The sequence below is a fragment of the Rhizobium sp. BK312 genome, from assembly GCF_014193605.1.
Lineage (GTDB): Bacteria > Pseudomonadota > Alphaproteobacteria > Rhizobiales > Rhizobiaceae > Rhizobium.
On the sequence record NZ_JACHZP010000014.1, the window covers coordinates 1 to 26,082 of the forward strand.

24 protein-coding genes and 1 tRNA gene are annotated in these 26,082 nt (G+C 60.2%); 7 read left to right on the forward strand and 18 right to left on the reverse strand.

Translation table 11 applies throughout. The features are described 5' to 3' along the window. Window positions 1–14: 14 nt before the first annotated feature. Window positions 15–91 (forward strand) — tRNA-Met (locus FHT85_RS28145). A 474-nt stretch (window positions 92–565) separates the two neighbouring features. On the opposite strand, the gene FHT85_RS28150 is transcribed toward FHT85_RS28145, so the two are convergent. Both FHT85_RS28150 and FHT85_RS28155 read right to left on the reverse strand, forming a co-directional pair. Then, on the reverse strand, window positions 566–1,447 hold the full coding sequence (locus FHT85_RS28150; RefSeq protein WP_112412234.1) for a nucleotidyl transferase AbiEii/AbiGii toxin family protein: 882 nt from the start codon (window positions 1,445–1,447) through the stop codon (window positions 566–568). Beyond that, a complete protein-coding gene (locus FHT85_RS28155) occupies window positions 1,440–2,051 on the reverse strand; it encodes an AbiEi antitoxin N-terminal domain-containing protein (RefSeq protein WP_112412235.1) in 612 nt (203 codons plus the stop codon). The genes FHT85_RS28150 and FHT85_RS28155 overlap by 8 nt, the downstream gene beginning before the upstream one ends. 1,486 nt (window positions 2,052–3,537) lie before the next feature. Between FHT85_RS28155 and FHT85_RS28160 the strand changes: the two genes are divergently transcribed. Beyond that, window positions 3,538–4,434 carry a sterol desaturase family protein gene (locus tag FHT85_RS28160; RefSeq protein WP_112412237.1) on the forward strand — a complete coding sequence of 299 codons (897 nt, stop codon included), beginning with the start codon at window positions 3,538–3,540 and terminating at the stop codon, window positions 4,432–4,434. Between the two features lie 80 nt (window positions 4,435–4,514). Continuing rightward, entirely contained in the window at window positions 4,515–4,901 is a 387-nt protein-coding gene (locus tag FHT85_RS28165) for a hypothetical protein (protein WP_112412238.1), read from the forward strand. Between the two features lie 56 nt (window positions 4,902–4,957). Here the strand turns inward: FHT85_RS28165 and FHT85_RS28170 are convergent, their stop codons facing one another. The 9 genes from FHT85_RS28170 to FHT85_RS28210 form a co-directional block, all read right to left on the reverse strand. Next, window positions 4,958–5,152, reverse strand: a complete 195-nt coding sequence (locus tag FHT85_RS28170; RefSeq protein ID WP_246780129.1) for a hypothetical protein — start codon at window positions 5,150–5,152, stop codon at window positions 4,958–4,960. A gap of 343 nt (window positions 5,153–5,495) precedes the next feature. Further along, window positions 5,496–6,128: an outer membrane protein gene (locus tag FHT85_RS28175; protein ID WP_112412240.1), complete on the reverse strand. Its 633-nt coding sequence runs from the start codon at window positions 6,126–6,128 to the stop codon at window positions 5,496–5,498. A gap of 396 nt (window positions 6,129–6,524) precedes the next feature. Further along, window positions 6,525–7,742: an MFS transporter gene (locus FHT85_RS28180; RefSeq protein ID WP_112412241.1), complete on the reverse strand. Its 1,218-nt coding sequence runs from the start codon at window positions 7,740–7,742 to the stop codon at window positions 6,525–6,527. 140 nt (window positions 7,743–7,882) lie between these two features. Next, complete coding sequence (locus FHT85_RS28185) at window positions 7,883–8,947, reverse strand: ABC transporter ATP-binding protein (RefSeq protein ID WP_112398654.1); 1,065 nt, start codon at window positions 8,945–8,947, stop codon at window positions 7,883–7,885. Further along, window positions 8,947–9,873: a PfkB family carbohydrate kinase gene (locus FHT85_RS28190; RefSeq protein ID WP_112412242.1), complete on the reverse strand. Its 927-nt coding sequence runs from the start codon at window positions 9,871–9,873 to the stop codon at window positions 8,947–8,949. The genes FHT85_RS28185 and FHT85_RS28190 overlap by 1 nt, the downstream gene beginning before the upstream one ends. Beyond that, entirely contained in the window at window positions 9,874–10,896 is a 1,023-nt protein-coding gene (locus FHT85_RS28195; RefSeq protein WP_112412243.1) for an SIS domain-containing protein, read from the reverse strand. Beyond that, complete coding sequence (locus FHT85_RS28200) at window positions 10,893–11,738, reverse strand: carbohydrate ABC transporter permease (RefSeq protein ID WP_112338858.1); 846 nt, start codon at window positions 11,736–11,738, stop codon at window positions 10,893–10,895. Before FHT85_RS28200 ends, FHT85_RS28195 begins: the two co-directional genes overlap by 4 nt. After that, complete coding sequence (locus FHT85_RS28205; protein ID WP_112412244.1) at window positions 11,738–12,622, reverse strand: carbohydrate ABC transporter permease; 885 nt, start codon at window positions 12,620–12,622, stop codon at window positions 11,738–11,740. The genes FHT85_RS28200 and FHT85_RS28205 overlap by 1 nt, the downstream gene beginning before the upstream one ends. A 68-nt stretch (window positions 12,623–12,690) precedes the next feature. After that, window positions 12,691–13,929 carry an extracellular solute-binding protein gene (locus tag FHT85_RS28210; protein WP_112338860.1) on the reverse strand — a complete coding sequence of 413 codons (1,239 nt, stop codon included), beginning with the start codon at window positions 13,927–13,929 and terminating at the stop codon, window positions 12,691–12,693. 234 nt (window positions 13,930–14,163) lie between these two features. On the opposite strand from FHT85_RS28210, the gene FHT85_RS28215 reads away from it, so the two are divergent. After that, complete coding sequence (locus FHT85_RS28215; protein ID WP_112412245.1) at window positions 14,164–15,366, forward strand: ROK family transcriptional regulator; 1,203 nt, start codon at window positions 14,164–14,166, stop codon at window positions 15,364–15,366. 3 nt (window positions 15,367–15,369) lie between these two features. On the opposite strand, the gene FHT85_RS28220 is transcribed toward FHT85_RS28215, so the two are convergent. After that, window positions 15,370–15,705: a DUF6665 family protein gene (locus FHT85_RS28220; protein WP_112338862.1), complete on the reverse strand. Its 336-nt coding sequence runs from the start codon at window positions 15,703–15,705 to the stop codon at window positions 15,370–15,372. A gap of 251 nt (window positions 15,706–15,956) precedes the next feature. On the opposite strand from FHT85_RS28220, the gene FHT85_RS28225 reads away from it, so the two are divergent. Continuing rightward, window positions 15,957–16,490: a methylated-DNA--[protein]-cysteine S-methyltransferase gene (locus tag FHT85_RS28225; protein WP_112412283.1), complete on the forward strand. Its 534-nt coding sequence runs from the start codon at window positions 15,957–15,959 to the stop codon at window positions 16,488–16,490. A 279-nt stretch (window positions 16,491–16,769) separates the two neighbouring features. Here the strand turns inward: FHT85_RS28225 and FHT85_RS28230 are convergent, their stop codons facing one another. From FHT85_RS28230 to FHT85_RS28250, 5 genes are all read right to left on the reverse strand, one after another. Next, entirely contained in the window at window positions 16,770–18,773 is a 2,004-nt protein-coding gene (locus FHT85_RS28230; protein ID WP_112412246.1) for an aldo/keto reductase, read from the reverse strand. A gap of 164 nt (window positions 18,774–18,937) precedes the next feature. Beyond that, window positions 18,938–20,026, reverse strand: coding sequence for an ABC transporter ATP-binding protein (locus FHT85_RS28235; protein ID WP_112398649.1), 1,089 nt, complete (start codon window positions 20,024–20,026; stop codon window positions 18,938–18,940). Between the two features lie 15 nt (window positions 20,027–20,041). Beyond that, a complete protein-coding gene (locus FHT85_RS28240) occupies window positions 20,042–20,878 on the reverse strand; it encodes a carbohydrate ABC transporter permease (RefSeq protein ID WP_015338242.1) in 837 nt (278 codons plus the stop codon). Beyond that, a complete protein-coding gene (locus FHT85_RS28245; RefSeq protein ID WP_112398648.1) occupies window positions 20,875–21,735 on the reverse strand; it encodes a carbohydrate ABC transporter permease in 861 nt (286 codons plus the stop codon). The genes FHT85_RS28240 and FHT85_RS28245 overlap by 4 nt, the downstream gene beginning before the upstream one ends. A gap of 175 nt (window positions 21,736–21,910) precedes the next feature. Beyond that, a complete protein-coding gene (locus tag FHT85_RS28250) occupies window positions 21,911–23,185 on the reverse strand; it encodes an ABC transporter substrate-binding protein (protein ID WP_112412247.1) in 1,275 nt (424 codons plus the stop codon). A gap of 86 nt (window positions 23,186–23,271) precedes the next feature. On the opposite strand from FHT85_RS28250, the gene FHT85_RS28255 reads away from it, so the two are divergent. Together FHT85_RS28255 and FHT85_RS28260 are read left to right on the forward strand one after the other, a co-directional pair. Then, window positions 23,272–24,222, forward strand: coding sequence for a helix-turn-helix domain-containing protein (locus FHT85_RS28255; protein ID WP_310235838.1), 951 nt, complete (start codon window positions 23,272–23,274; stop codon window positions 24,220–24,222). A 65-nt stretch (window positions 24,223–24,287) separates the two neighbouring features. After that, complete coding sequence (locus tag FHT85_RS28260; protein ID WP_112412248.1) at window positions 24,288–25,058, forward strand: TIM barrel protein; 771 nt, start codon at window positions 24,288–24,290, stop codon at window positions 25,056–25,058. Here the strand turns inward: FHT85_RS28260 and copD are convergent. Further along, window positions 25,055–25,939, reverse strand: a complete 885-nt coding sequence (copD, locus tag FHT85_RS28265; protein ID WP_112412249.1) for a copper homeostasis membrane protein CopD — start codon at window positions 25,937–25,939, stop codon at window positions 25,055–25,057. The genes FHT85_RS28260 and copD overlap by 4 nt on opposite strands. Window positions 25,940–26,082 lie beyond the last annotated feature (143 nt).

Genomic DNA, 26,082 nt, shown 5'->3' on the forward strand with positions numbered 1-26,082 from the left:
GTTTGCGCTGGTGACGCGGGGTGGAGCAGCCCGGTAGCTCGTCAGGCTCATAACCTGAAGGCCGCAGGTTCAAATCCTGCCCCCGCAACCAATCTACAGCACGACACGCTGTCCGGCAGTAGCCCATAACTACGATACAGTACGCCATAGCACTGCGATCAAACGCTCAATCCCTGACATAAAACACAAGTTCTAAAATCGACAGGTGCAAAGCGGGCGTGGGGTGCAAGTGCTGATAATGCCGGCGGTCGGATGGATAAGCTACGAGACAGCCTCTCTCCGGTCTCGAGTGTTGGCAGAACTTGGGGCTCAGGTCTGAAGTCTTGACGTGCTTATGCTAAAGAATTGTTTTGTTGCGAAAAGCTGGGGGTAGAACATCTCGGTTCAGGAAATAGCCGGTGTCTTGTCGGGCTGCATGAAGGCAGCTGGCCGCTGGTGTCGACCATGCCGACCATATCGTGCGTGCCCGCGCTGCTTGCGATAAGGCCCAGGGTCAAAGCGAGCCTGCCCCCTGCTTATCGAACTTCTGGTTCCGGTCATAGCGCTTTTGTGCGCTTCTAGCGTGTCAGGGGTCCTTGGTGGTGACTGATGCGGCAAACAAACGAGAACAGCAGGGCCCCACCAAATTCCAGATCGCGTCCGTCACCTCGTCAAGCGCCAGTCCTGTAACTTGGATCGACCGGGCATAGTTTCCCCACTGGCTCTGCTTGCCAGTATCCTCGTAGAAGACACTGGTCAGACCTGGTGGTCGCGAAGAGGGGATCGCGGTTCGTCTGCGCGCGAACGTCGCACTGATCGCGGCATCAAGCTCGTCATCCGGAATGCTGACGACCTGGGGAATTGCCCAGAGGTCGAAGTAGTCCTTCATCCGCCCGTTGATTATGCCGAGCGCCACGATCGCTTGAAATTTCTCGGCAATTACGACCGCTGGAGGATAGCTGCGAATGCGTGGGGATTCCATGCCGAGAAGAGAAGGGTAGGAGGTCATCTCGGCTCCCGCCAATGCATCACCGAACCCGACGTCGATGGTGACTGGTATCCTTGTGCGCTCCAGGAAGGCTACGGTGCGAAGTCGCACCCCGTTGTATTCCATCTCCTCGCGGATGACCTCGGCCTGTAGTCCGTCGACATCGAAGACGAGTCCGTCATCGTATTGGGCTGCCATAACTTCTGCGAAGATCGATTTCAGCGTCTCTCCGTCTGCCTGACCGTATCCAAGGAAATCGACGTCGCGGGTTTCGCGGTTGTCTCCGTCCAACCAAAGCGTGACGAGCATTCCGCCCTTGAGTATGAACCGATCGGCCTTGTCGGACACGGACAGTCGAAAGAGCAGTCGCTCGAGGGCATATCGGACCATGACAATTTCGAAAACCCGCCCTTCACGGCGAGCAAGATTGCTGAGCTGCTGCTTGATGGACGCCGCCCTGTTTCTGATTTCTCTAGCCATTCGAGGTCAGAGCCTCCAGATAGGGTTTCATCTTTTTCCAGGCGCCGTTCGCCATCGCAGTCTCGGTTATGGCCGCAGGACTCACCTTTCGCTGCTGGAGCGCAGCGCGCAGCGCCTCTATGGCAACGGATCGATCAACGAGCCTGCTGCGGAAGACATCGGCAAGCGACTTCGAGGCCGAAAAAATCCTTACTGCAACTCCGGAAATCTGATGATGCTCTACGCCCTGCTTCATGTAGGCGTCCTTGAATTCCGTAATTCTAATAGGCGGATAGGCGGGCGCAACTGCCCAGTCCTTCTGGCTGACCGCCATCCATACTTCGCGCGGGATCTGATCCGTAAGACCGTGAAAGGCGAGCGCGGAGGTCAGAGCAACGACGCCTTGTGGAACCAGTTTTGCTGCTTCTGCCAGAGCCTGCAGCGTGTCAAGATCTGCATCCGGACGCTGGTAGAGCCCGCGTGACAGTCGCACAAGCTCTCCTGCCTCCACGGCGCGGGCGATGGTCATCGCGAATATGCCTGCCCGCCGCAGCTCATGGAACCGTACGATCGGGTGTTCGGCGATGTAGTTACGCAGCAGGTGCTGCTGTTTCGATGCGGCCACTTGTTACTTATCCTGGGTGTAATTCAATTTTTGACCCAGGATAGGTAACATAAAATTCGTTACTTATCCTGGGTGTAGATGCGTTCTTCACCCAGGATAGGTAACAATTTCGCCGACTGTTGCCTCTCCGTCTCGCTTCGAGGCCGCACCAGGTCGCTCTCGAAATTTCCGGCACCGTTGCGGATCCAATGCGCGACCTCGTCGAGTGTCGTCTGGACCCACGGGGAGCGAAGGCCGCATTCCCATACGGTGCCCACCCGCCATCCGGATGAGTTCAAGGCATTGCGAACTTCCAGGTCCCGGGCGATGTTGCGCGCGAACTTTACGGCCCAGAACTCGGGGTTCGATGCTCCCCGATATCAGTCTTTTAGAACGTGAATGCGCATCATCCTCGTGCAACAGACGGCGCATCCATACCGTACATGCTACCTGCGCTACCTCGTGAGATGATCAACAACCAGAGCGGCGTCGACCAGCGTCTTCACCGCGAGCCTGACGAGGGGTTTGGTCGCGAACTGCTTGTATCCAGATAGATTACTGTTGGCACCATCACCGTTTGCATCAGTCCAGCTACGGCTGCCATTGGGCTCCTCCTCCACCTGTTCGATCGTTGAAGGAAGATCACGCGGCATCCCAGACGAACGACCCACAGATTGACCCGATCCACGTGGTCGAACTCAACCCCTATGGCTCGGCCGCCGCGCTTGCTCTCGAACACTTCAAGATGCGCCTTCCTGCTGGTATCGCGGGCGCTCGACACCTCTACGAAGTCGCGGCGCAGTCGAGCACGTAGAGCGCCTTTAAGGTTCTCGATTTCGGAATTCGTCACGGAATCTGTCCTGAATGGTCGTTTGAGAAGCGGTTAGAATGGGCCCTCTCTAGCGTCATTTATTGAACAAATTCAATTTACCAACGACTGTCACGCCGCCAATTTTGGTATTTGACGCTCAAACAATCGTAGGAATCGGGTGTTGCGAGCCCCCGCAACCAATAATCTATCCCCCTCAGCTCCTAGCCATGGCGATACTAGCCAAGCCCGCAGCTGCCCTGGCAATCGTCTGTCGAAAAGCTAGCCGCGGCATTTTCCCGAAATAACGCAATGCTCCCGTAATCTGCTTCGCAGACCATCCGTGCATCAAAGCAATCAAAGGCGGGTGGTTATGCGGTTTTTTCTTCTTTTGGCCTGCATACTGGCGGTCGGCAGCTCCTGTCTATCGGCCGCCGAACTCGGTTCGGAGCGCAGAAATCGGCACCCTCTCCTCGTTCAATATAGATATGACCCATGTACCGATGGCCGCGTGAGCGACGGGCGTCCGAGGAGTTGCGAGGAGTTGCGGCGCGCCTGGCGGCATGACCGATGGCGCGACTGGCCGGATGAAAAATATAGCCGTACACGACGATCCTCTATCAATCCATGTACTAACGGGCGTTTTAACGACGGCCAGCCCCGATCTTGCCGGGAGCTGCTGGACTGGCTGGATTCGCAATGAAAACGGTCCTCTCGCTGTCGTCCTGGCCTTTGGTGTTCTTCGCTGGTCTGCTTCTCACTCATTTCGCTTTCGAGAGCGAACGGCCAATGTTTGGCTTTGCGCTTGTCTATGCCGGCGAGGTGCTGCTGCTCCTGCTGCTCGAACGCTGTATTCCCTATGAGCGGCATTGGCTGCTTCCTGATGGCGAGACGGCTAATAACATCGCCCATACGCTGCTGACCAAGGGGGCGGTGCAACTGTTTGCACTAGTCGGCGCCGTTTTCCCGATGCTGACGGCCACTGTGCTGCAGCCGTTCGCCGATGCCCGCTTCGATCTGTGGCCGACGGCACCACCCATGCCGTTTCAAGCGGCGATCGCTGTCGTCGTCGCGGAATTCGGCCTCTACTGGGCGCATCGGATCGCCCATGAAAGATTGTTCTTATGGCGCTTTCACGCGCTGCATCACAGCGTTATCAGGCTATGGGTCGTCAACACAGGCCGCTTCCACATTGCCGATTCGCTGTTCAAGGTAGCCCTCAGCCAGCTGCCGATCTATCTGCTGGGCGCACCGCTCCAGGTTTTCTGGTGGCTTGGTGCGATCACGGCGTTCATGGGCATTCTCACCCACTGCAACGTCGATATGCGAACCGGTATTTTCGATTATATCTTCAGCACGCCGCGACTGCATCGCTGGCATCATTCCAAGGACATGCGCGAGGGCAACACGAACTACGGTGAGAATGTCGTGTTCTTCGATCTGCTGTTTGGCACCTATTTCAATCCCGATCGACCATCTTCGACGGATATTGGCATCCGCGGCGAGGTCGCGAAAAATTTTCTCGGCCAGCTGGCGCAGCCTTTCCGCAAGGAAGGCATCCGCCAGATTCTTGGGCGCCCGACAAAAAGCGGCTGATGCCGCAAAGCGCAATGCTGCCGTAATCCATGAGACGTACCCCTGCCTGCGATCTCCCTTCAGTTGCAAAGGACGTTCTGATGACTGCCATTCGTATGAAGCGGCTCCCTCGCGGAATTGCTGCGCTTACAGTCCTGCTGATCCTGTCGGCCTGTGCCTCGCAGATCATGAAGAGCTATATTGGCGCGCCGATCAGCAGCGTGATGCTGGACTATGGTCCGCCGGATAATGTCTATGACCTAGGCCCGGGCGCGCGTGCCTATCAATGGCGCAAGCAGAAGACGCAGGTGGTGTCAGGCCAATCCAGCGGCGAAATCCGGGATACACGTCGCGGCAAACGTTATGAAGTCACCGAAACGCCCGGCTACGTCGAGCATACGGAATGTTTCTACACCTTCTATACCCGAGGCTCCGGTCCCGATTGGTATGTAACGAGTTTTCGCCAACCTTCGCTTGAATGCGAATAAATCCCTCTAGCGGCCCAGCGGAAGCCGGATGATTCCCTTGCTCGCAAGGGGCCAACTCAATCCCGACCTGGTTCGTCAATTTTGCCCCATCGCCAACGCCATGGGGCATCGCTTTTCAACCAGGCAACGAACATCAGCAATGCCGTCGGGACGATGATCGCTGTGGCGTAGCCGATTGGATGACTATCCGCATTAGGCTCGCCGACGAAGATAAAGGCCATCAGCACCAGCGCATAGATAACAAGCGCCATCCAGCCCTGCCAGCAGCAAGGCCGGCCGGCTCCGTAACCATAGGCTTTGACATGGAACCACGGGGCTTGGTGTCTCATGCGGTCGGATCCCTTGGCAGATCAGTCATCACTCCGCTGCACTTCTCCACCAGGATTGTCCGGCAACTTTCGGGCAACCGCAAGACCGCCGATCGTGCGAAACGCGATGGCAGCGAATGGTTCGATTGCCTACGCATGACGCGGCGGACTTTCATGATCGAAAGCGGCGAAAGCGCTGATTTGGGGTTCGATCAGCCACCTCCGCCGCCCTCCGTCAGGCCCGCCCTGGCCTGAAAAAACCGTGCCGACTTCGGCGAACCGGGCATCAGAAGCGATAGTTCAGGCCGGCCTTGATGACGTGATCGCGCAGATCGGTCTTCGACTTGCCGCTCGATGTCGTCGTGGAGACGTCGTTGGTCATGACGTAGTTATATTCGATCTTGGCCGACAGGCCGCCGCCGAAGCCCTGTTCGACGCCGCCGCCGACAAGATAGCCCTGCTTCCAGCCGCTCGAGGTGGAAACGCCCTTGCCGCCTTCGAATTTCGTCATCGTCAGACCCGCGGTGCCATAGACCAGCGTGCGGTCGAAGGTCAGGCCGGCCTTGGCCTTGGCGGCGCCGCGGAAGCGTTCTTCCACCTTGCCGTTCGGTACGTGCAGTTCATTGTTTCCGAGATAGGAGCCTTCCAGTTCTGCGCCGAAGATGCCTGGCCCCACCTGGAAATTGTAGCCGGCTTGCACGCCGCCGGTCAGCCCCTTACCGCTGGCGAAAGGATTGAACTTAGGCGAGGCGATACCGCCATGGGCACCGAAATAGGCGCCGCTCCACTGAAATGCCGCCGGCCTGTCATAGGCGGAGGCATCCGGGGCCTGATAGGTGGTGAGATCGGCGGCTGATGCATTGTTTGCGGCCGCCATGGCCAGAGCCGCGAACAAAATCGATTTTACGCTGAGCGACATTGCTAACTCCATACGAAACCCATGCGCCACTCTCGACGCTCGCAAAGGTCTCAGTTTGTCTCAGTTGCGTTGGAGAACCGAACATCGGTTCCTGCTGCTCTCCGGGACCGACCGACTTGGGGAGCGGGTTGTCTTCAGGAGATGGAGGTCATTTTGCCGGTGAGAATTGCGAGTACATTGCAGGATTAAAAATCTTTAGAAATTATCTAGTATTTTGAGATAGTTGATCAGATTTCCTTAACTATTTGTTAAGGTCTAGCAGTCGCAGCGTCGCGATGGGTATGCAGGACCTTCATCCGTTGCCTTGATGATGGCGCCTCTACCAATCTCGATCGTGAAGTTCATTTCTTAACCGATCAGCGTCCTTGCGCGCAGTCTACCTGCCCATCCTTCGTTTTAGTCGACTGCTTGCGGCTCCTCATCACGAACGGATTCCAGCCACGCCGCGCCGACGGCCGCGCCCAGCGACAGCAAGAATGCCAGAAAGATGCAGGCCGTGCGAAACGAGGTCAGACCCATCGCAGCGCCCGTCAGCATGTATTCGACCGGCAGGAATAGCAGAGCGATCGAATAGGAAAGACCCATCACATGGGGTCGGCAGTCGCGTGGCGGTTTCAATTGCAGGATCGCGACGAAGGCGGGTGAAAGCCAGCCGTTCGCCAGTCCGGCGACGAGACCAGCCACCATCATCGTCATCGGCGAAATCTCGATCCATAGAATGCCCATCGAAAGCGCTAGGCCGAGCAGAGCCTTGGAAACGATAGCCGTAGGCGCCGGTAAGGCATGGCGCGATGCGAGATGCAGGTTCATCATGATCGTGCCCGTCGCCGATGCTGCAACGAAGAGCCCGAGCCACGCCACGGATTCACCCTGCAGGCGCAAGGCGGCCGGCACGATGAAAATCTGCAGCACCATGAAGAAGCCGAGCGCCGCGCTTGCGCAAAGGGCGAATGGCAAAGACACGGCTGCAGTGCGGAACCGCCTGCCAGCGTGGAGGATATCGCCAAGCTTCGGCGCCGGCCCCAGACGGAACCGTGGCAGGCTGAAGGACAGCAGCATCATGGCGATGAAATTGCCGATTACGATCCACCATGCCGCATCCTTCGGGCCGATGACGGCAATGATGAAAGCGCTGGCGGCAGAAGCCGTCAACAGCAAGAGGCCATCGATCGTATCGTCGATGGAAACCGCTGCGGCTGATGACAGCCTCGAAAGCCGCGCGATTTCCGGCGTCTTCGCCTCGGTGGCGACAGTCGCCGGACCGTCGAGGATCGACCCTGCGAAGCTGAGAAGGAGGAAGGTGCCCGGATGCAAGAGGTCCGCCATATAGAGGATCGCGATCATCAGCGACGCCAGCATGCCGATCTTCGCGGAGATGAGCGCGGTGTGACGCGTGCCCAGCATCTCCGCCACATAGCCGCCAAAGACCATGCCGATCAGAAGAACCATGCCGTTCACGAAAGCGATCAGCGCCATGCAAACGACGCTACGGGTGAGATCGTACATGATCCAGGGATAGAGGACGGCTGCAAAGGCATGGCTGGAATTCAGAGCTATATTGCTCAATTGAAGCCCGACGAAAGGCCACCGCACGCGGCGTTGAAGTTGAAACATGGCTCTTTCCTGACGATCGTTTTCATCGTCAGGTTCGGCGCTCCGCTTTGCAGCAACATTACGGAAATAAAATTATTGCAGCGGGGACCACAGCGGCCGCCTGCGCACCCTCAGCGATCATGTCTCCAGGGTGCGAAGATCTATTCGCAGCGCTGGCCAGTCGTGCGATCGAAGAGATGCAGCGCGCCGGCGTCAAAGCCGAGTTTGAATTTCTGTCCTTCGGCAATCACTGTGCGCGGCGGCAGGCAGGCCATCAGCCGCTGCGAGCCTGCCTGCGCTGTCACGATCAGTTCGGGGCCGGTCAATTCCGCGACTTCGCATATGGCTTCGAGCTTGCCGCCCTCATCGAGATGCAGTGTTTCCGGCCGGATGCCGATGACCAGCTCCTGGCCTTGGTTGATCGCCGCTTTCGTCGACGGCATCGGCAGGGTGATTGAGGTGCCGTCGATGCGCAGCGAACCCTGGTCGGCGGTCGCATTCAAAAGGTTCATCGGCGGCGCACCGACGAAGGTCGCGACGTAAAGTGTTGCCGGATGATTGTAGATTTCGTCCGGCGTGCCGAGCTGCTCGATCCGGCCGTCGCGCATCACGGCGATGCGCGTTGCGAGCGTCATTGCCTCGATCTGGTCGTGCGTCACATAGACGACCGTGGTCTTCAGCATCTGGTGCAGGCGCTTCAACTCGGTGCGCATCTCCATGCGCAGCTTGGCGTCGAGATTGGAGAGCGGCTCATCGAAGAGGAAGACCTCCGGCTTGCGCACCAGCGCCCGGCCGATCGCCACGCGCTGGCGCTGGCCGCCGGAAAGCTGGCTCGGCTTGCGCTCCAGCAGCGCTTCGATTTGCAAGAGCTTCGCCGCCTCGCGCACCGCCTTATCGCGCTCGGCGGCAGGCACCTTGCGCATTTCCAGGCCGAAGCCGATGTTGCGGTGGACCGAGAGGTTTGGATAGAGCGCATAGGACTGGAATACCATGGCGATGTCGCGGTCCTTCGGATGCACGCCGAGCACGGAGCGATCGCCGATGCGGATATCCCCGCTCGTCGCCTCGGCAAGCCCGGCGATGATGTTCAGAAGCGTGGACTTGCCGCAGCCCGAAGAGCCGAGCAGCACCAGGAATTCGCCGCTTTCGAGCGAAATATCGATGCCCTTCAGCGTCTCCACTTCGCCGTAGCTCTTGCGGATGTTCTGGATTTCGAGCGCGCTCATTAAACGGCCTCCTCGGATGCTTGGGCCGGGCCGTAGCTGCGCGGCAGTGTGGAAATGGCGCGGGATGCGACCGCGGTCCCCGCCGAAAGGCAGGCCGCAGGCGGCTCGCCGCGGGCAAGGGCGGCCAGAAAGCCGGCATTGAAGACATCACCGGCGCCGATCGTATCGACGACAGTGACGCGGGGCGCCGCGGCCGAAACGAGATTGCCGCCCGCATCGACAGCAAGCGCGCCGTCTCGGCCGCGCTTGACGACGAAGATGGCGCCTTCGGGCATCAGCGCGTGGAGCGCGCGTGCAGCCTCGGTTGGATCGTCCATGCCGGCGAGCGTGGTGGTCTCGACCTCGTTCATCAGCGCCACGCCGCAGCGCGCAAGCCAGTCACGGGTCGCGCTGCAATTCGTATCCGTCCAGCCGTCGAGCGGCCAGCCGGTGTCGAGCGCGGCGGTGATCCCATGCTTGTCGGCCCAGTCGAACAGGGCATCGTAGTCCCGCGTGAGATCTTCTGTGAGGAAGGCGCCGCACAGCAGCGCATAGCCGCCGGCAAGCCTGTTGCCGTCGAGAACCGCAAACACGTCATCGATATTGAACCGCGGCAGGTGCCCACGCGTCGTGAAGAAGGTGCGCTCGCCATCGGGATGGGTGATGCCGACCGAGAGTGTCGTGCCCTCCGGACGCACCGGCCATTTGCTGCTGCGCGCCCCGAAGGCTTCGCTGAGCCAGCGTCCGAACTGGTCGCTGCCGACATTGGCGGCAATCTCGTAATCGACGCCGAGGCCTTCCCAGGCAAGCGCGCTATTGCCCGCCTGGCCGCCGACCCGCAGCTCGTCATGATCGACGATGATCTCGGTGCCGGCCTTCGGCCATGGCGCCGCCGGTCCAAGAATCAGATCGATATTGACATTGCCGATGACTGCAAGCGGCTTCATTCATTCGCTCCGGGTGATCTTGGTGGAGCGCACCGGCGTGCCGGCATTCTCCACCCGCTCGTTGGCAAAGGCGATCATCAGTGACTGGGCGACGGGCAGCATCTGGAAGATGGCGGCAAGGCCGGTTTCCGGCTTGAAGCGTAGGGTGACGCAGCCAGGCACCGGCTCTTCTTGTGAACCGTCGAAGACGATTACGGGCGCACCCGTTTCGACGGCAGAAACGGCCATGGCGGTCACCAGACCAGCCGTCGCATCATTGCCGCGGAAGAGGACGACGCCGATCGAAGGCCCAAGCATTTCCATCGGCCCGTGACGCAGCTGGCCTCCTTCAAGCGAGAAGCAGGGACGGCGGGAAAGCTCGGTGAGACCGAGCGCCAGTCCCTCCGCAACGCCCTGCAGGCGGCGGCCCGAGGTAACCACCGTCGCGACATTGGCGAGAGCCGCGAGAGCTGGCTTAATATCGAGCGTCTCCGGGGCGCGAAGCACGGCGAGCGCAGGTGCCGGATCCTGACCGAGGGCTGCGAAGATCGCCAGATGCAGCGCGAAGGTGACGGTGAGGCTGCGGGTTGCCGCAAAGGCAAGCTCGGTGCCGCCAACGCCCACAAGGGAGGGAACTGTCTTCGCGAGGAAGGAGCTGCCCTCCAGCGTCAGGCCGAACGTGTCGGCAGTACCGCCGGTCTCCTTGAACCAGCGCACGACCTCGGCACTTTCCCCGGATTGCGAGGTCATGAAGATCGTGCGTCCATCCGACGACAATGGCTGGCCGAGCTGTTCGGAGAGCGGCAGTGCGATCGCATCGATGCCGGCGGCGCGATAGAGTGGCTCGACGGCGCGGTTGACGGCGTGCGAGCCGCCCATGCCGAGCAGCAAGAGCTTGCCGGTGTGCTTCAGCGAGGCTGCGGCCTTGGCGGCCATATCGGTGGCGGCCTCGAAGGAAGCAAGCGCGTCGGCGTGCTGGCGAGCCATTTCGCGGTCGATGGCGGCAAGGCCTTCGGGGCGTGTGTTCTCTTTGGTCATGGTCATCCCTTGACGCCGCCATTGGTAAGGCCCGAGATCAGGGCACGTTGCATGACAAGGCCGATCAACACCGGGGGCAGGGCGGCCAGCACACCGGCAGTCGCGATCAGTCCGTAATCCGAGACACGGCCGCCGGCCAGATCCGCTATGGCGACGGTGAGCGTCTTGGCGCGCTGGTCTGACGTGAAGAGCAGCGCGTAGAAGAATTCATCCCAGGCAAGCAGGAAGGCGAAGAGCGCCGAGGTCGCCATCACGGGCATGGCAAGCGGCAGCGTGATGATCTTCAGCGTCTGGAACAGCCCGGCGCCGTCGATCATCGCCGCAGCCTCTATTTCCTTCGGAATGGAATCGAAGCCGGACTTCATCAGCCAGGTCGTGAACGGCGCAAGAATCGTCAGATAGACGAGTGCCAGGCCGAAGACGTTGTTGAGCAGGCCGAGATAGGCAAGCCCCATATAGAGTGGCACGGCGAGCGCCACCGGCGGCAGCATATAGGTGGCGATGACCATGGAGAGCGACCATCCGACGGACGGCGTGCGCGACACGGCCCAGCCGGCGGGGATGGCGAGCGCAATAGCGGCGATGGTCGCCATGCCGGCGACTTCGATGCTGTTGCGCAGCGACGAGGTGAAAGCCGCGCCCTCGCTGTTTTCCAACGTTGACAGCAGCACTCTGTAGCGCGAGAAATCCGCCGTCTGCGGCCACCAGCGCAGCGGCTTGGCGGCAAGATCGGCAGCCGGCGAAATGCTCATGATGAAGAGCCAGGCGATCGGCGCCAGGATGACGATGGCGAGCAGGATGGCGCAGATATAGATGAAGCAGGTAAAGAGCGGGCTCTTGCGTTCCATCAGGTGGCACTCCCTGCGGTTTTGCGAACAAGGGCGGCATAGGCGGCGGCCAGCACCGTAACCAGCAGCGTGACGATGAGGGCGAGCGATGCGCCTGACCCCGCTCGCTGGAAGGAGAAGGCTTCCTGGTAGACGAGGATCGACAGCGTGCGCGTGCTGTTTGCCGGACCGCCGCGGGTCATCACCCAGATGATGTCGAACACCTTGAAAGCCTCGATGGTGCGCAACACCAACGCGACCATCAATGGCCCGACAAGATATGGAAGGATCACGAAGCGGAAGCGCTTAAAAGGCCCGGCGCCGTCGACCAGCGATGCGGCGGTGATATCGCGCGGCACGGCCTGCAGGGCGGCGAGCGCAATCAGCGCCACCAGCGGGAAATTCTTCCAGCAGTCGGCAACGATGAGTGCCGTCAGCGCCGTGCCCGGCTCGCCGAGCCAGGAGCGATAGGCGTCGATGAGGCCGAGTTGGGTGAGTGCCGCGTTCAGCGCGCCATATTCGGGATTGTAGATCAGCCGCCAGAGCGTCGCGTTGACGACGGTTGGCAGCGCCCAGGGCAGGATCATCAGCGCGCGCAGCACGCCCCGGCCCCTGAAGTCCTGGTTCAGCAGCAGCGCGGCCAGCACGCCGAGTACCATTTCGGCGGCGACGGAGACGATTGCGAACCACGCCGTGGTAATCAGGGTGCGCTGGAAATTGGAATTCGCCAGCATCTTTGCATAGTTGTCGATACCGACAAAATTGCCGCCGGTGCCGACAAGCTTCGCATCGGTGAAAGAAAGGCCGACCGTATCGACGAGAGGCCAGCCGATGACGGCGATCATCACCACTAGCAGGGGCAGCATCAAAAGCCAGGCGCGAGTTGTCATCGAGGTGCCGGACATGGCGGGCCTCTTCTTTCATTCTTCATGGAGGGTAGAGGCGGGCGGCGCTTGGCCGCCCGATAAGACTATCAGAGACCGCTGTTGGAGGCTGCCGACTTCAGCGCATCTTCCGGAGAAGACTGGCCGAGCAACGATTCCTGGATCGCCTGCTGCAGTGCGGTCGACAATTCCTGGTACTTCGGTGTCGTCGGACGCGGATACATGGCGGCGAGGCCGACCTTTGCGGCAGCGATCAGCTCTTCCTGGCCCTTTGTTACGGCCGGATCACTGTAGGACGATGCCCAGATCGGCAAGCTGAGCTTGGCATACTGGTTCTGCGTTGCTTGCGAGGTCATGAAGGTGATGTACTTCCAGGCTTCGTCCGGATGCTTGCTGGCGGACGTGATGCCGAGGCCCATCGAGCCATTGACGGCCGAAGCCTCGCTCTTGCCGGCAACGCCCGGTGCCGGCACCACGCCGACCTTGCCCGCGACCTTGCTGTCCTTCGGGTCGTTGGCCATGTTGTACATGTAGGTCCAGTTCAGCGCGAAGGCGGCGTCGCCGTTTTCGAAGACCTTGCGGACATCCTCTTCGAGGAATTCCTTCGAGTTCGGGTTGGTGAGGCCGGACTTGTAGCTGGTGACCATGTATTTCAGCGCATCGAGGCCGCCGCCGGTCTGGAAGTCCGGCTTGCCGTCCTTGATGAAGTCGCCCTTATAGGCGCTGACGAGCGTCGCGTAGTCGCAGATCGCGGCTTCGGCCTGCGACCAGCTCCAGGCGATCGGGGTGGCGAGAAGACCCTTGTCCTTGATGATCTTCGCCTGTTCGTTCAGTTCGTCCCAGGTCTTCGGCGGCGTCTTGATGCCGGCCTTTTCCAGGATGTCCTTGTTGTAGAACAGGTACTTGGTATCGAGGATCCAGGGCATGCCATAGGACTTGCCGTCATACTGGACCGTCGTCCATGCGCCCGGCAGCACGCTCTTCTTCGTGTCGTCGGAGATGCGCGAGGAAACGTCGACCAGAACCTTGTTCGTCGCGTATTCGGCCGGCCAGATCACGTCGAAGAGCACGACGTCGTAGCCGCCGCCGGACCCTTGAGCCAGCACGGTCTTATCGTGCAGGCCTTCATAAGGGACGAATTCGAGATTGACCTTGATATCAGGATTGGCCTTGGAAAAGGCATCCGTCATGGCGCGCACATCGGCTTCGCTATAAGCCGCCTGCGCCATGAAGAGGGCATTGATCGTGGTTTCGGCAAAAGCGTGCGAGGCGAAGGATACGCCGATCAGCGCTGCGCCGAGCAATGTCTTGTTCAATGATTTCAACATTCCATCCTCCAGTTCTTTTTGACAGTCACGCGATTTTTCAAATGGCGGCTGAAGCGTCGCCATCGGTTGTCGAGCAGGCAATTGGCCGGGCTGGCCGCCGAGCATCGATCGGCGCGTCTCTGGAGCCATAAGGCTCCGTTTTGTTCCCTGATGAAACTCTGTGGTTTCTTTTAAGTCAATTGTCTTGACTAATTTGTTCTTCAATATTCTATTGCTGTCAAGAGGCAAAAGCAGATGAACGATATTCGCCCGATCAGGGCTACGAGCGGAACGAACCACGAGGGCACCAGCGCCCATAACCGGCGGGTGATCATCGACGCCCTCCGGCTGAACGGCGCGCTCTCCCGCGCGGACCTTGCACGCGCCACGCGCCTGACAAAGCAGACAGTCTCCAACATCATCGAGGAGCTGGAGCACGACGGGTTGGTGACTTCAAGAGAAACGGTGCGACGCGGCCGCGGCCAGCCCTCGACTCCCTATGGCCTCGTGCCGGAAGGTGCTTTCGCCATCGGCCTGCAGATCGACCGGCACATCACCCGTGCCATCGCCGTCGATCTCGTCGGCAATGTGCTGATCCGCAAGGAAGCGAACCTACCGGCCGGTGGCCCGGCAACGGGCACGCCCGTCGTCCTGCAGTTGGTGGAGGATGTGCGTAGCGAACTGAAGCAAAGTGTCGCGCAGGCGGAGAAGCGGCTCGTCGGCCTCGGTGCGGCGATGCCGGGCCCGTTCGGTATCGAGCAGGACGATGCCGACAATCCCTGGATGATGGGTGCCTGGCAGCGCTTTCCGCTGCTGGAAACACTGTCTGCCGGAACTGGCCTCAACGTCACCCTGCAGAATGACGCCGCGGCCTGCGCGACCGCCGAGCGCATGGTCGGCGCCGCGCATGGGCTCGATCACGCCGTCTGCCTCTATGTCGGCTACGGTATCGGTGCCGGGCTGATCCTCGGCGGCGAGCTCTATAGCGGCGCCCATGGCAATGCCGGCGAAATCGGCATGGCGCTGCTGACGGCCGGCGGAAAACAGACCCAGCTGGAGCATCGCGCCTCGCTGGCTTCTCTGTATGATCACCTCGGTGTCGATCCGATGGCGCCGGACCTCTATTCGTTGATAGACAAGCGCGCTGCGGCAGACGATCCGGATATTCTCGCCTGGATCGAAAGGGCGGCAGTTGACCTGCGCTGGAGCGTGCAGCTCATCGAAACCATCTTCGATCCGCAGACGGTGATCCTCTGCGGCGGTGCGCCCATTGCGCTCGCAACCCGCTTGATTGCTGCCATGCAGCCGCTCCTGCCCTCCAATGCCGATCGCCCGGATCGATTATTGCCGCGCCTGCAGCTCGGCATGACCGATCCATGGGCCGTGGCGCGCGGTGCCGCTGCCGAGCCGATCGGCCACGCCTTCGATCCGCGTTTCCAGGCGATCTTGAAATCCTGATATTCAGGGATGTCTCGGGCTGGCCCCGAGGCGCGCAAGCACTTTATTCGGAATGCCATAGCGCTGGATGACATCGCGGCCGTTGCGCAGGCCGCAGATCTCGCGATGGATGAACATTCCCCAGACGGCTTGCGCCGCGGTATCCACCAGCCGCTCGTGCTCCACGCCCGCCTTGCCCTTGGCTTCGCCCTCCTGCAAGGCTGCAAGCGCCGCTTCCACCTTCATGCCATGATGGCCGAGCGTGCTGGCGCGTTCCGATAGCATCTCATACTCAAGAATGCCGAGGCCGGTTTCTTTGGTTTGAGATGGATTGAAGTTGCGTGGCGGGCGAACTGTCATATCGAGCTCCGCATACTGATGATCTGTCTCCCCTTGGTTTTACACAAATTCAGCCCGTTTCCCAAGCGTGACCACGCCGCCTGCGCCATCTGAACTGCCAGCAGGGATCGGGAAATGCCGGGATTTCGCTGCCCCCTATCTATTTTCGGGTGGCTGGAGCGTCTCATTTGAGGTCCAATGCGGACATGAGCGCTCCATCGGAGGCAATCTCGCCCGATGCCGCAAGCGCAATTCAAAGAAAGGATATCGGCATGACCAAAGCTCGGAAAAATGCGGAAAAGCAGTATGTCTATCGGATTGTGAATTCGCCCGTCGGCGCCTTGAAACTCGTCGGCAGCGATGATGGACTTGCCGCGATCCTCTGGGACAATGATCGGCCGGGCCGCGTGCCGCTGCTGGTCGTCGCAGAAGACGACAGCCATCCTGTGTTGCTGGAGACTGAACGTCAGCTGCGCGAATATTTTGCCGGCGAACGACAGGCTTTCGATCTACCGCTCGATTTTGCCGGAACGGAGTTTCAGCAGAAAGTTTGGCAGGCTTTGCTCGCCATCCCCTTTGGCGAAACACGGAGCTACCGCCAGATTGCGACTGAGATCGGCTCGGCAAAGGCGATCCGTGCGGTCGGGGCAGCCAATGGCCGCAACCCGATCTCCATCATCGCGCCCTGCCATCGCGTGGTGGGGTCGGCAGGCGATCTCAGGGGATTCGCCGGCGGTCTCGAGCGCAAGTCCTATCTGCTGCGCCTCGAAGGAGCGGATACGAAGACATTCGATTTCGCTGCCTGATCTCTCATGCTTGGCACTGTAAACTCCTTCTCCCCTTGGGGAGAAGGTGGCCCGAAGGGTCGGATGAGGGGGTTAACTGCGCTGATTTAATTGGTTTTCATGCTCTTGGCGAATCCCCCTCATCCGCCTGCCGGCACCTTCTCCCCCGAGGGGAGAAGGGGTAACAACGATCTCTTCCCATGTGAAAGCAGCCCATCCGGTTTCCCGGATGGGCTGCTTTCATTTCTCGAATTTAGACTCAGCAGCCGACCGTGAACCCCGCCAGCCAACGGGCCTATCTCAGCCTTCGAGCCACTTCACCTGTTCCGGCGTCAGCTTGATGTCGAGCGCCGAAAGGCTGTCCTCCAATTCGGCGACCGTGCGTGGGCCGATCAGCGGTATCACCGGGAAGGGTTGGGCGACGACATAGGCGAGCGCGATGTGGATCGGGCTGCGGCCAAGCTTCTGCGCCAGTTCGATCGCCCTGTCGCGGCGGCCGAAATTGCGGTCGGAATACCAGACGCGAACCAATTCCTCATCGTCTCGCTTGTCGCAGCCGGCGCGGTCGGTGAAGAAGCCGCGGCCCTGGCTCGACCAGGCGAAGTTCGGGATCTGCTTGGCATTCAGCCAGGCCTTCCACTCGTCGTCGGAGGCGGCAACGCATCCAGCCCAGATCGGATCGAGCATTTCCGCCAGCGAGAAGTTGTTGGAAAGGGCAGCCGGTGCCGTCTTGCCGTTCTTCTGAGCATAGGCAATCGCTTCGTCGAAGCGAGCGCGCGTCCAGTTCGAGCCGCCGAAGATGCCGCGGATGCGGCCGGCCTTCACCTCTGCATCCATGGCATCCACGAACTCGCCGACCGGAACGTCGGTGTTGTCGCGGTGCATGAAGTAGATGTCGACATAGTCGGTCTTCAGGCGGTTAAGGGATTGGTCGAGCTGCTTGGCGATCACGTCCGGATAGCAAAGCGGCGAATGCGCACCCTTGCCGATCAGCACGATCTCCTCGCGCGGCACGTTGCGGCTGGTGTGCCAGTCGCCGAAGATGCTCTCCGTCTTGCCGCCGCCATAGACATAGGCCGTGTCGAAGGCGTTGCCGCCGGCTTCATAAAAGGCGTCGAGCGTCAGCGAAGCGGCTGCGAAATTCGGGAAAAACTCGAAGCCGAGCGTGACGAGCGATGCAGGTTTCGAGATGCCCGGAATACTGCGCTTCGGGATGCTGTTGCCCTTCGTGACGGTCGCGCCCGCGATGTTCTTCGTCCGCTTTGCTGCCTTCTCGACACCATATTCGAGGCCGATCGAAGCGCGCCATTGGTCGAGCACCTTGAGGTTGCCGATCGAATCGGCCCAGCTGATGCCGGGATACGCGAATTCCTTTTGTCCGGCGCGGATGGCATCGCCGGCCGCATCGACTTCGAAGGAATAGAGCCAGCGCTCCTCCTTGACCTCGATCGTCTGAGTTTCGCCGCCCTTGATGACCTCGATCTTGCCGACCCCGCCCTTATGGCCGGAGGCGAACCAGAAGTCCTTGACTTCGATACGGCCATCCGAGCCGATAATGCGCAGCGTGTTGTCCTGGTTCGCCATGATCGAGCAGGACACTTCGGCGATGACGTTATTGGGGAACTTCAGGACGGCGGAAGCCCATTCGTCGACGCCGGTCTGGCCGAGATGGCCGACGCCCGATACCTTTTCGGGATCGAGGAACGGCTTGCCGTCGACCGCGCCGGCGATCAGGCGGGCCATCGACACCGGATAGCCGCCGACGTCGAGAATACCACCGCCAGCCATGTCATTGGCAAACAGCCGGTGTTCCGGATTGACCTTGCCCATATTGAAGCCGAAGGAGGTGCGGATGATGCGTAGATCGCCGATCACACCGCTCTTGACGAGCTCGATCAGCTTCGCCGTCTGCGGGTGGACGCGATACATGAAGGCTTCGCCGGCGAAGACACCGGCTTTCTTGGCCTCGTAGTAGATGGCTTCCGCATCAAAGGCGGAAAGCGCGATCGGCTTTTCGACAAGCACATGCTTGCCGGCACGGATAGCCTTGATCGCCCATTCGGCATGGCCGGTATGCGGCGTGGCGATGTAGACGGCGTCGATCTCCTTGTCAGCGAGCAGCGCTTCGTAGCCGTTGACGATGCGCGCGCCCGGGAAACCGTCGCCCAGGCCCGGCTTGTCCGGATTGCGGCTGGCGATGGCCACCAGCTTGCCGCTGCGGGAATGGGCGATACCATCGGCAAAAGTCTGTGCGATCCTGCCGGGGCCGATGATGCCCCAGCGGATTGGTGTCTCAGTGGTCATGGAACGATCCTTTCCTAAATCTGCATGCTGTCTTGGGAGGATGGCTGGAGCGTGATGCCGAAAAGTGTATGCGATTTTCGGACGACATCACGCTCTACTTCTTTGATTCTAGAGCGGATTCAGATTTTAGATCGACCCGACCTAAATTCATCCGGCTCTAGCGCCTATCGCAATCGGTTGCCGGCGCTGTCGAACAGGAATGTCTTGGCGGCCGATAGCGCCACGGTGAGTTTGTCGCGATTGCCCGTGTTGCGGGACTCCTCGCGCTCGATGACGATTTGCTCGCCGCCTTCGACATTGGCGTAGATATAGCTGGTATTGCCGAGATGCTCCGCGACGTCGACGTCAACCGTCATGTCCACATCGCCGCGCCCAGCCTCGAGAAAGTGTTCCGGGCGGACGCCGAGCGTCACCGGCTGGCCGATCTCCACCTTGGCGGATGTGATCGGCAAGGCCAGACGGATATCGCGCTGGCCCTTGAGCACGACGGCGATGCGGCCCTGCTGACTATCCGCGACCTCGGCCTGCAGGAAGTTCATTTTCGGCGAGCCGACGAATCCGGCTACGAACTGGTTTGCCGGATCGTCATAGAGATCAAGCGGCGCGCCGACCTGCTCGATGTTGCCGCCGCGCAGCACGACGATCTTGTCGGCGAGCGTCATCGCTTCCGTCTGGTCGTGCGTGACGTAGATCATCGTGGTGCCGAGCTTCTTGTGAAGGCGTGAGATTTCCACGCGCATCTGCACGCGCAGTTCGGCGTCGAGGTTCGAGAGCGGCTCATCGAACAGGAAGATCTGCGGTTCACGCACGATGGCGCGGCCGATCGCGACGCGCTGGCGCTGGCCGCCGGAGAGCTGTTTCGGCCGGCGCTGCATGAGCTCCGTGATCTGCAGTATCTCGGCCGCCTGCTTGACGCGACGGTCGGTGTCGGCCTTCGGATTGCCGTTCATCCGCAGCCCGAAATTGAGGTTCTGTTCGACGGTCAGGTGCGGATACAGGGCATAAGACTGGAAGACCATGGCGATGCCGCGATCGGCCGGCTCCACATCGTTGACAACGCGGCCGCCGATCTTGAGTTCACCGCCGGAGATATCCTCCAGCCCGGCGATCATGCGCAGCAGCGTGGACTTGCCGCATCCGGACGGCCCGACGAAGACGACGAATTCGCCGTCCTTCACCTCGAGATTGGCGCCGTGGATGATTTCCAGCGAACCGTAGCGTTTGACGATATTGGTAAGAGACAGTTCAGCCATACGGGTCTCCCGGAATTATTTGATTGCGCCGGCGGCAATGCCGGCGATGAAGTGGCGTTGCAGGAGAACGAAGATGATGAGGATCGGCGCCGTCAGCATCACGGCCCCGGCCATGATGCCGCCCCAGGAGACCCTGGTGAGGCCGATCAGCGTTCCGAGCGCCACGGGCGCGGTCATCATTCCCGGCCGGGAGTTGATGAGCAACGGCCAGAGATAATTGTTCCAGGAAGCCAGGAACAGGATAATGGCGAGCGCTGCCATCGTCGGCCGCGCCAGCGGCAGGGCGATGCGCAGGAAGATCTGCCATTCCTTGACGCCCTCGACGCGGGCGGCGTCAAAGAGTTCGCCCGGCATCATCGAGAAGGCCTGACGCATGAAGAGGACGCCGAGCGAGTTGAAGAGCGGCGGCACGATCAGCGCTACCCACGTGTTCGCCAGCCCGAAATCTCGCGCCACCATGATAAATTGCGGGATGATGACGACGGAGTAGGGCAGCGTGATCGTGCCGAGGATGATGCCGATGACGCCCGAACGACCGGCGAACTGGTAGCGCGCCAGCGCCCATCCGGCCATCGACGTCAGCAGCACAGACAGGCAGGTATAGACGACGGCAACGACGATAGAGATCGTCATCGCGCCGACGAAGTTGGTGTCGGCCTGCAGGTTTCGGAAGTTGTCCATGAAACCAGTCGACGGTGTCAGGACGATGCCGGGGCTGAAAATGCCGTAATCGGGCATGGTCGAGAAGACGAACATCATCCAGATCGGAAACAGCCAGATGATGGCGAGCGGCGCCAGCAGGCCGTGCAAGGCGATCGAGCGGATCAGAGTGGATTTGGACTTTGATTTCATTTCGGTTCGCGCCCCACCCAGAGATTGAGAAGAGAGATGGCCACCGCAAGCACCGCCATCGTATAGGCGATCGCTGAGGCGTAGCCGAAGTTGGTGGACTGGAAAGCCTGGCGATAGAGCAGCAGGCCGAGCGTTTCCGTCCCGCCGCCGGGGCCCCCCCTATTGGTGATCAGATATGGTTCGGTGAAGAGCTGCATGGTGCCGATGACGGACAGGACGACGCAGAAGAGGATGATCGGCTTCAGGAGTGGCAGGGTGATGTGGATGAACTGCTTGAAGCGGCTGACGCGGTCGAGGGTCGCGGCCTCGTAGACATCCTCCGGGATCGATTGCAGCCCGGAAAGGATGATGATGGCGTTGTAACCCGCCCAGCGCCAGGTGACGGCGATAACGATGAGTACCATTGCGGCATGCGAGTCGGCAAACCATGACACCGGCGCTATGCCCACGCCGCCGAGCAGCTTGTTGATGATGCCGAAGTCGACATTGAACATCAGGCGGAAGACGGCGGCATAAGCCACTTCTCCGACAACGACGGGCGCGAAGAAAGCAAAGCGAAAAATCCCACGCGCCTTCAATAACGGCGAATTCAGCAGCACCGCCATGACGGTGGCGAGCGTGATCATGACTGGCACCTGAACGATCAGGATGATCAGCGTATTTTCAAGCGCATTGTAGAATGCCGGATCGCCGAACAGTCGCCCCCAATTGAGCGACAGATTGAAGGTCCAGGGATTAACCCGGGTATTCTGGAACGATATCAGGAACGAATCGATGATCGGCCAGACCCAGAAAGCGGCGAATACCAGAAGATAGGGTGCAAGGAACGCATAGGCGCTCCGGTTTCGCAACCGCATGAAAGCCTTCTCCTTTAGCGCAGGAAAATGATGCGTGACATCACATCCCCGCCGCCCCTAGAGCGTGACGCCGAAAAGTGCAGGCGGTTTTCGGACGACGTCACGCGCTACTTCTTTGATTCTAGGGCGGCGGGGATGCCGGGCGCGGCTTGGGAGGCACGCCCGGTAGTGTCACTCATTTCGCGAGCGGCAGACCTGTCGCCGAAGCGATCTGCTGGGCTGCATCGTCGAGCGCGGCCTTGCCATTCGGATAGCCGCCAGCGAGATATTTCGTCTGGACAGCCTTTATGACCTCATCGGCATCACTGAAATACTGGGTGCCTGGGCTCGGGTTGATTTTCGGCAAGGTGGCGAGAATATCGGCCCAGACCTTTTGCCCGCCCCAATAGGGCTGCGGCTGATTGACGAAAGGATCTTGGACCGCCGTCAGCAGCGACGGCACGAGGCCGAAGGATTTCAGCATGGTCACCTGGCCCTCATTGGTGCCAAGTGTGTATTCGAGAAACTTCCAGGCGGCTTCCTTGTGCTTGGATCCGCTGGCGATTGCGAGCGACGAGCCGCCAAGATTGGCTGCGTGCGGGCCGTCGGCTGTCATGCTCGGCATCGGGTAGACGCCCCATTTGCCGGCAAGATCCGGTGAGGTGGAGCGGACAGTGCCTTCATACCAGCCGCCATAGAGCTGCGACGCCACCTTGCTTGCCGTGTTCGCCTGGATTTTCTCGTTCCAGTTCGCGGCGCTCATCAGGCCCGCGTCCTTGATTTCCTTTACCTTCTCCAGTGCCTTGACGCAGCCGGGCTGGTTGACGGTGATGCTCTGGCTGTCACCTGAAAAATACCCACAGCCCTGTTCATTGGCGAGCATGCGGAACCATTCGGTGTCGCCGTTGAGATCGGCCTGCGTCATGATCACGCCCGGATTGGCGGCGGAGATCTTCTTGCCGACGGCAATGAAATCGTCCCAAGTCTTGATGGTTGCCGGATCGACGCCTGCTTTTTCATACATGTCGCGGCGATAGAACATGGTGACCGGACCGGAATCCCACGGCATCGCATAGGCGGCATCGCCGACCTCAAGCTCGGCGCGCTTGAATTCCGGGAACTGCTTCTTCAGCTCATCCTTGTAGCCGAGCTTCGTGAGATCGGTCAGGCAATCCGGAAAGCGGTTCCAGAAGATCGAAGCCTTGTGGTTTTCGATCGACATGACGTCGGGCAGCCCATCGCCGCCGGCAGCGCAGGCAGCCAGCATCTTGTCGAAGACCCCTGGGTTGCCGATGTCTTGAACCTCGACCTTGATGTCAGGATTTTTCTTATTGAATCCCTCGACCGTCGATTTCAGCGCCGACGCGGCGATGTTCCAGCTCCATACGGTGATGGTGGTTTGCTCAGCAAAGGCAGAACCGGAAGCAAGCAGGGCAGCAAGTGCCGTCGCTCCAGCAAGTTTTAAACGCATTGAAAATCCTCCCTTTTCAATTGCCGTCCTCAGTAGAACACGCTTAAACTATCCGCCGGTACGCTTCTGTCTCCTAAAAAGGGAACATCGACTTGGCGAAAAGTAAGGTGGGTCAGCGGGCAGTTTATCAGCCGGGTGCGAGCAGTGTCGAAGGGCTCCCAAACGTCCTGCAGATGTTTCATAACCAGCCGTTGCCGATGGCAAAGCCGCATTGGCACGCACAGGTGGAAGTCAATTACATTGTCCGCGGGACCGTGCACTACCGCATAGGCGATCACGAGCTTACTTTGCGAGCCGGTGAGATCTGTCTTTTCTGGGGCGGCCAGCCGCATCAGCTGGACGAACTGTCCGACGATTCGATCTATGCAGGCGCGCATCTGCCGCTCGTGCATTTTTTCCGCTTGCGGCTGCCGCTTGATATCTCCGGCCGTCTCATTCGTGGGCAGGCATTGATAAGCTCGGCGACCGACGCCGCCGATGACGAGAACTTCGCCCGATGGCACCGCTATGTCATGTCCGGCGACGGCGCCAAGGCGGAACATGCCGTCGCGGAACTCCTGCTGCGTTTGGAGCGCATCGCTTTCGAGCCCTATCGCATGGTTCCGGAAAAGACTGGAAATGCGGCCAATGACCAGGCTCATCCGCAATCTTCGCGCAGCCTGGCGCGCATGTGTGATTTCATCGCCGATAATTTCCTGCATGACATCGATACGGTTGACATCGCCAAGGCGGCCCACCTGCATCCAAAATACGCGATGAATCTTTTCAAGAAATCCACCGGTATGACGCTGGCCAAATATGTGAACCTGCTGCGCCTTTCGCGGGCGCAGGCGATGCTGATGCGCGACGGTGCTAATGTTCTGCAGGTCGCCATGGATAGCGGCTTCGGTTCGATCAGCGCTTTCAACAAGTCCTTCCGCCATATTGCCGGGATGTCGCCTTCCGATTTCCGCCGTGATATGCGCGTGCTTTCAGCAGTGAAGGTAGAGGCCATCAAACCTTCGATGCCGCGGCTGCCACAGCAATATCATCGCTAGAGAGGCTTGCCATTGCGCATCATCTCGCGCAATTGCTCCTGACCAAATCGAGGGAGGAGGATCTCATGCGACAGTTTTCGGCCTGTATCGAGTGGTTGTTTGCGCGCGATGGCGATGCTTTTGCCGATCGTATCCGGCTTGCACAGGCGGCGGGACTCGATGCGGTCGAGTTCTGGCACTGGACGAACAAGGATCTGGACGCAATTGCAATTGCCGTCGCCGAAACCGGCATCGGGGTGTCTGGCATGGTTGCGGAGCCTATGATCGCGTTGACGAATCCGGCAAACAAAGAGGCCTGGCTCAAGGGGCTGCGGGAGTCCGTTGCTGTCGCCCAGCGCCTCGGCGCGCCAGTTCTGATCGCGCAGGCCGGCGATGAACTGGCAGAATTTTCCCGCGCCGAGCAGCGCGCGGCCATCGTCGCTACCCTTCGTGTCGGTGCTGACATTCTCGAAGGGTCCGGCGTCCGGCTCGGCCTTGAGCCGTTGAACACGAAGATAGACCATGCCGGCTATTACCTGTCTTCGACGGCTGAGGGCCTCGATATTGTCGACGAGGTCGGCCGCCCGGAAGTGGGTATCGTCTACGATCTCTATCATTCAGCCGTCATGGGCGAGGACACGCAGCAGGTGGTCGGCGATCGCATCGACCGCATCGTCCATCTCCATGTTGCCGATCATCCCGGCCGCAACGATCCCGGCACCGGCCATATCGATCTGGCGGAACGGCTGGATTGGCTGTACGCCCAAGGCTATCGCGGCAGGGTGGGCCTGGAATACAAGCCGACGACACAAGATCCGGCGCCCGTTCGGTCGGTCGTGAAATCGCTCGGCGGCTAGACTGGCTCCATCATGCCAAAGACGGCAACCAGTGCGATGACGATAATGCCGATCACGATCTCGGAGATACTTCCGAGCCGGAGGGCCAACAGTGCGCGGGCCGGCTTGCGGCCGATCCAGGGAACGAAGACGTAGCGGTTGATAATGGCCAGCACCGTCATGATGGCAACCAGGGCGATCTTGATGGCAAGCAACTTCTGATACGGCGAAGACCAGTCCGTCGGCAGGCGTTTCAGGATCAGCAGCGTGCTGACGATGCCGGAGAGAATGACCAGTGCGACTGCAACGTGACCGGCATTGGAAAACCTGCGCAACGCCGTTTGCGCTTCCGCCCTGCATTCCGGCCGGCCGAGAAGCTTGAGGATTGGGATCAGCGGCACCAGCGCCCCCAGCCAGCCGCCGCCGGCAAGCACGTGCAGGATATCATTGGCCCGCTGCACCTGCTGCAACCATCCCTCCAGCATCGAGGCATGCCCAGTCAATGACAGAGAGGCAAGGCCAATGCCGGCGCCCAGGGCCAGCCTGTGGCGGCGCCAGTTCTGTGGCGGCAGCAAGGCGCAAATCATCACGATGGCCGCCAGCATCTGCGCCTGCCAGGCGAGCCCGACCGTGGTTTCGAAAGTCACTTCATGGATCATGCCGGCATCGAGCGCATCGCTCCAGCCATTGCCGATATTCGCCGTCGTCACCGGCAATGCGGCCAGTGCCGTTAAAGCCGCAACCATGACAATCAGCACAAACGGTTTTGCAATCATGCGCCAAACGGTGTCGGCAAGTGCTCTTGGTACGAGGAGAGAGAGATAGGCGCATGCGCCCCATAGAAGCATCAGGGATGCATCATGCAGAAAGCGGCAGAGTTGGAGCGCTGTCGTCGTATCCATCAGGGCTTCACGATAAGTTTACAGTCGCCATGAATGGGACGTTCCAATTTGAGGCGGCAGCCCTCGTGCCGAGGCCCCCAACATCTGGGTTTCCCGGGTTGACGGCGGAAGGTCTCGCGCCAGCGTGGGTAGCGCGATAAGAT

Coding starts and splice junctions, on each gene's coding strand:
- FHT85_RS28150 (WP_112412234.1), bottom strand. CDS start 1,447: ATGGCTAGAGAAATCAGAAACAGGGCGGCGTCCATCAAGCAGCAGCTC.
- FHT85_RS28160 (WP_112412237.1), top strand. CDS start 3,538: ATGAAAACGGTCCTCTCGCTGTCGTCCTGGCCTTTGGTGTTCTTCGCT.
- FHT85_RS28165 (WP_112412238.1), top strand. CDS start 4,515: ATGACTGCCATTCGTATGAAGCGGCTCCCTCGCGGAATTGCTGCGCTT.
- FHT85_RS28170 (WP_246780129.1), bottom strand. CDS start 5,152: ATGGCGCTTGTTATCTATGCGCTGGTGCTGATGGCCTTTATCTTCGTC.
- FHT85_RS28175 (WP_112412240.1), bottom strand. CDS start 6,128: ATGTCGCTCAGCGTAAAATCGATTTTGTTCGCGGCTCTGGCCATGGCG.
- FHT85_RS28180 (WP_112412241.1), bottom strand. CDS start 7,742: ATGTTTCAACTTCAACGCCGCGTGCGGTGGCCTTTCGTCGGGCTTCAA.
- FHT85_RS28185 (WP_112398654.1), bottom strand. CDS start 8,947: ATGAGCGCGCTCGAAATCCAGAACATCCGCAAGAGCTACGGCGAAGTG.
- FHT85_RS28190 (WP_112412242.1), bottom strand. CDS start 9,873: ATGAAGCCGCTTGCAGTCATCGGCAATGTCAATATCGATCTGATTCTT.
- FHT85_RS28195 (WP_112412243.1), bottom strand. CDS start 10,896: ATGACCATGACCAAAGAGAACACACGCCCCGAAGGCCTTGCCGCCATC.
- FHT85_RS28200 (WP_112338858.1), bottom strand. CDS start 11,738: ATGGAACGCAAGAGCCCGCTCTTTACCTGCTTCATCTATATCTGCGCC.
- FHT85_RS28205 (WP_112412244.1), bottom strand. CDS start 12,622: ATGTCCGGCACCTCGATGACAACTCGCGCCTGGCTTTTGATGCTGCCC.
- FHT85_RS28210 (WP_112338860.1), bottom strand. CDS start 13,929: ATGTTGAAATCATTGAACAAGACATTGCTCGGCGCAGCGCTGATCGGC.
- FHT85_RS28215 (WP_112412245.1), top strand. CDS start 14,164: ATGAACGATATTCGCCCGATCAGGGCTACGAGCGGAACGAACCACGAG.
- FHT85_RS28220 (WP_112338862.1), bottom strand. CDS start 15,705: ATGACAGTTCGCCCGCCACGCAACTTCAATCCATCTCAAACCAAAGAA.
- FHT85_RS28225 (WP_112412283.1), top strand. CDS start 15,957: ATGACCAAAGCTCGGAAAAATGCGGAAAAGCAGTATGTCTATCGGATT.
- FHT85_RS28230 (WP_112412246.1), bottom strand. CDS start 18,773: ATGACCACTGAGACACCAATCCGCTGGGGCATCATCGGCCCCGGCAGG.
- FHT85_RS28235 (WP_112398649.1), bottom strand. CDS start 20,026: ATGGCTGAACTGTCTCTTACCAATATCGTCAAACGCTACGGTTCGCTG.
- FHT85_RS28240 (WP_015338242.1), bottom strand. CDS start 20,878: ATGAAATCAAAGTCCAAATCCACTCTGATCCGCTCGATCGCCTTGCAC.
- FHT85_RS28245 (WP_112398648.1), bottom strand. CDS start 21,735: ATGCGGTTGCGAAACCGGAGCGCCTATGCGTTCCTTGCACCCTATCTT.
- FHT85_RS28250 (WP_112412247.1), bottom strand. CDS start 23,185: ATGCGTTTAAAACTTGCTGGAGCGACGGCACTTGCTGCCCTGCTTGCT.
- FHT85_RS28260 (WP_112412248.1), top strand. CDS start 24,288: ATGCGACAGTTTTCGGCCTGTATCGAGTGGTTGTTTGCGCGCGATGGC.
- copD (WP_112412249.1), bottom strand. CDS start 25,939: ATGGATACGACGACAGCGCTCCAACTCTGCCGCTTTCTGCATGATGCA.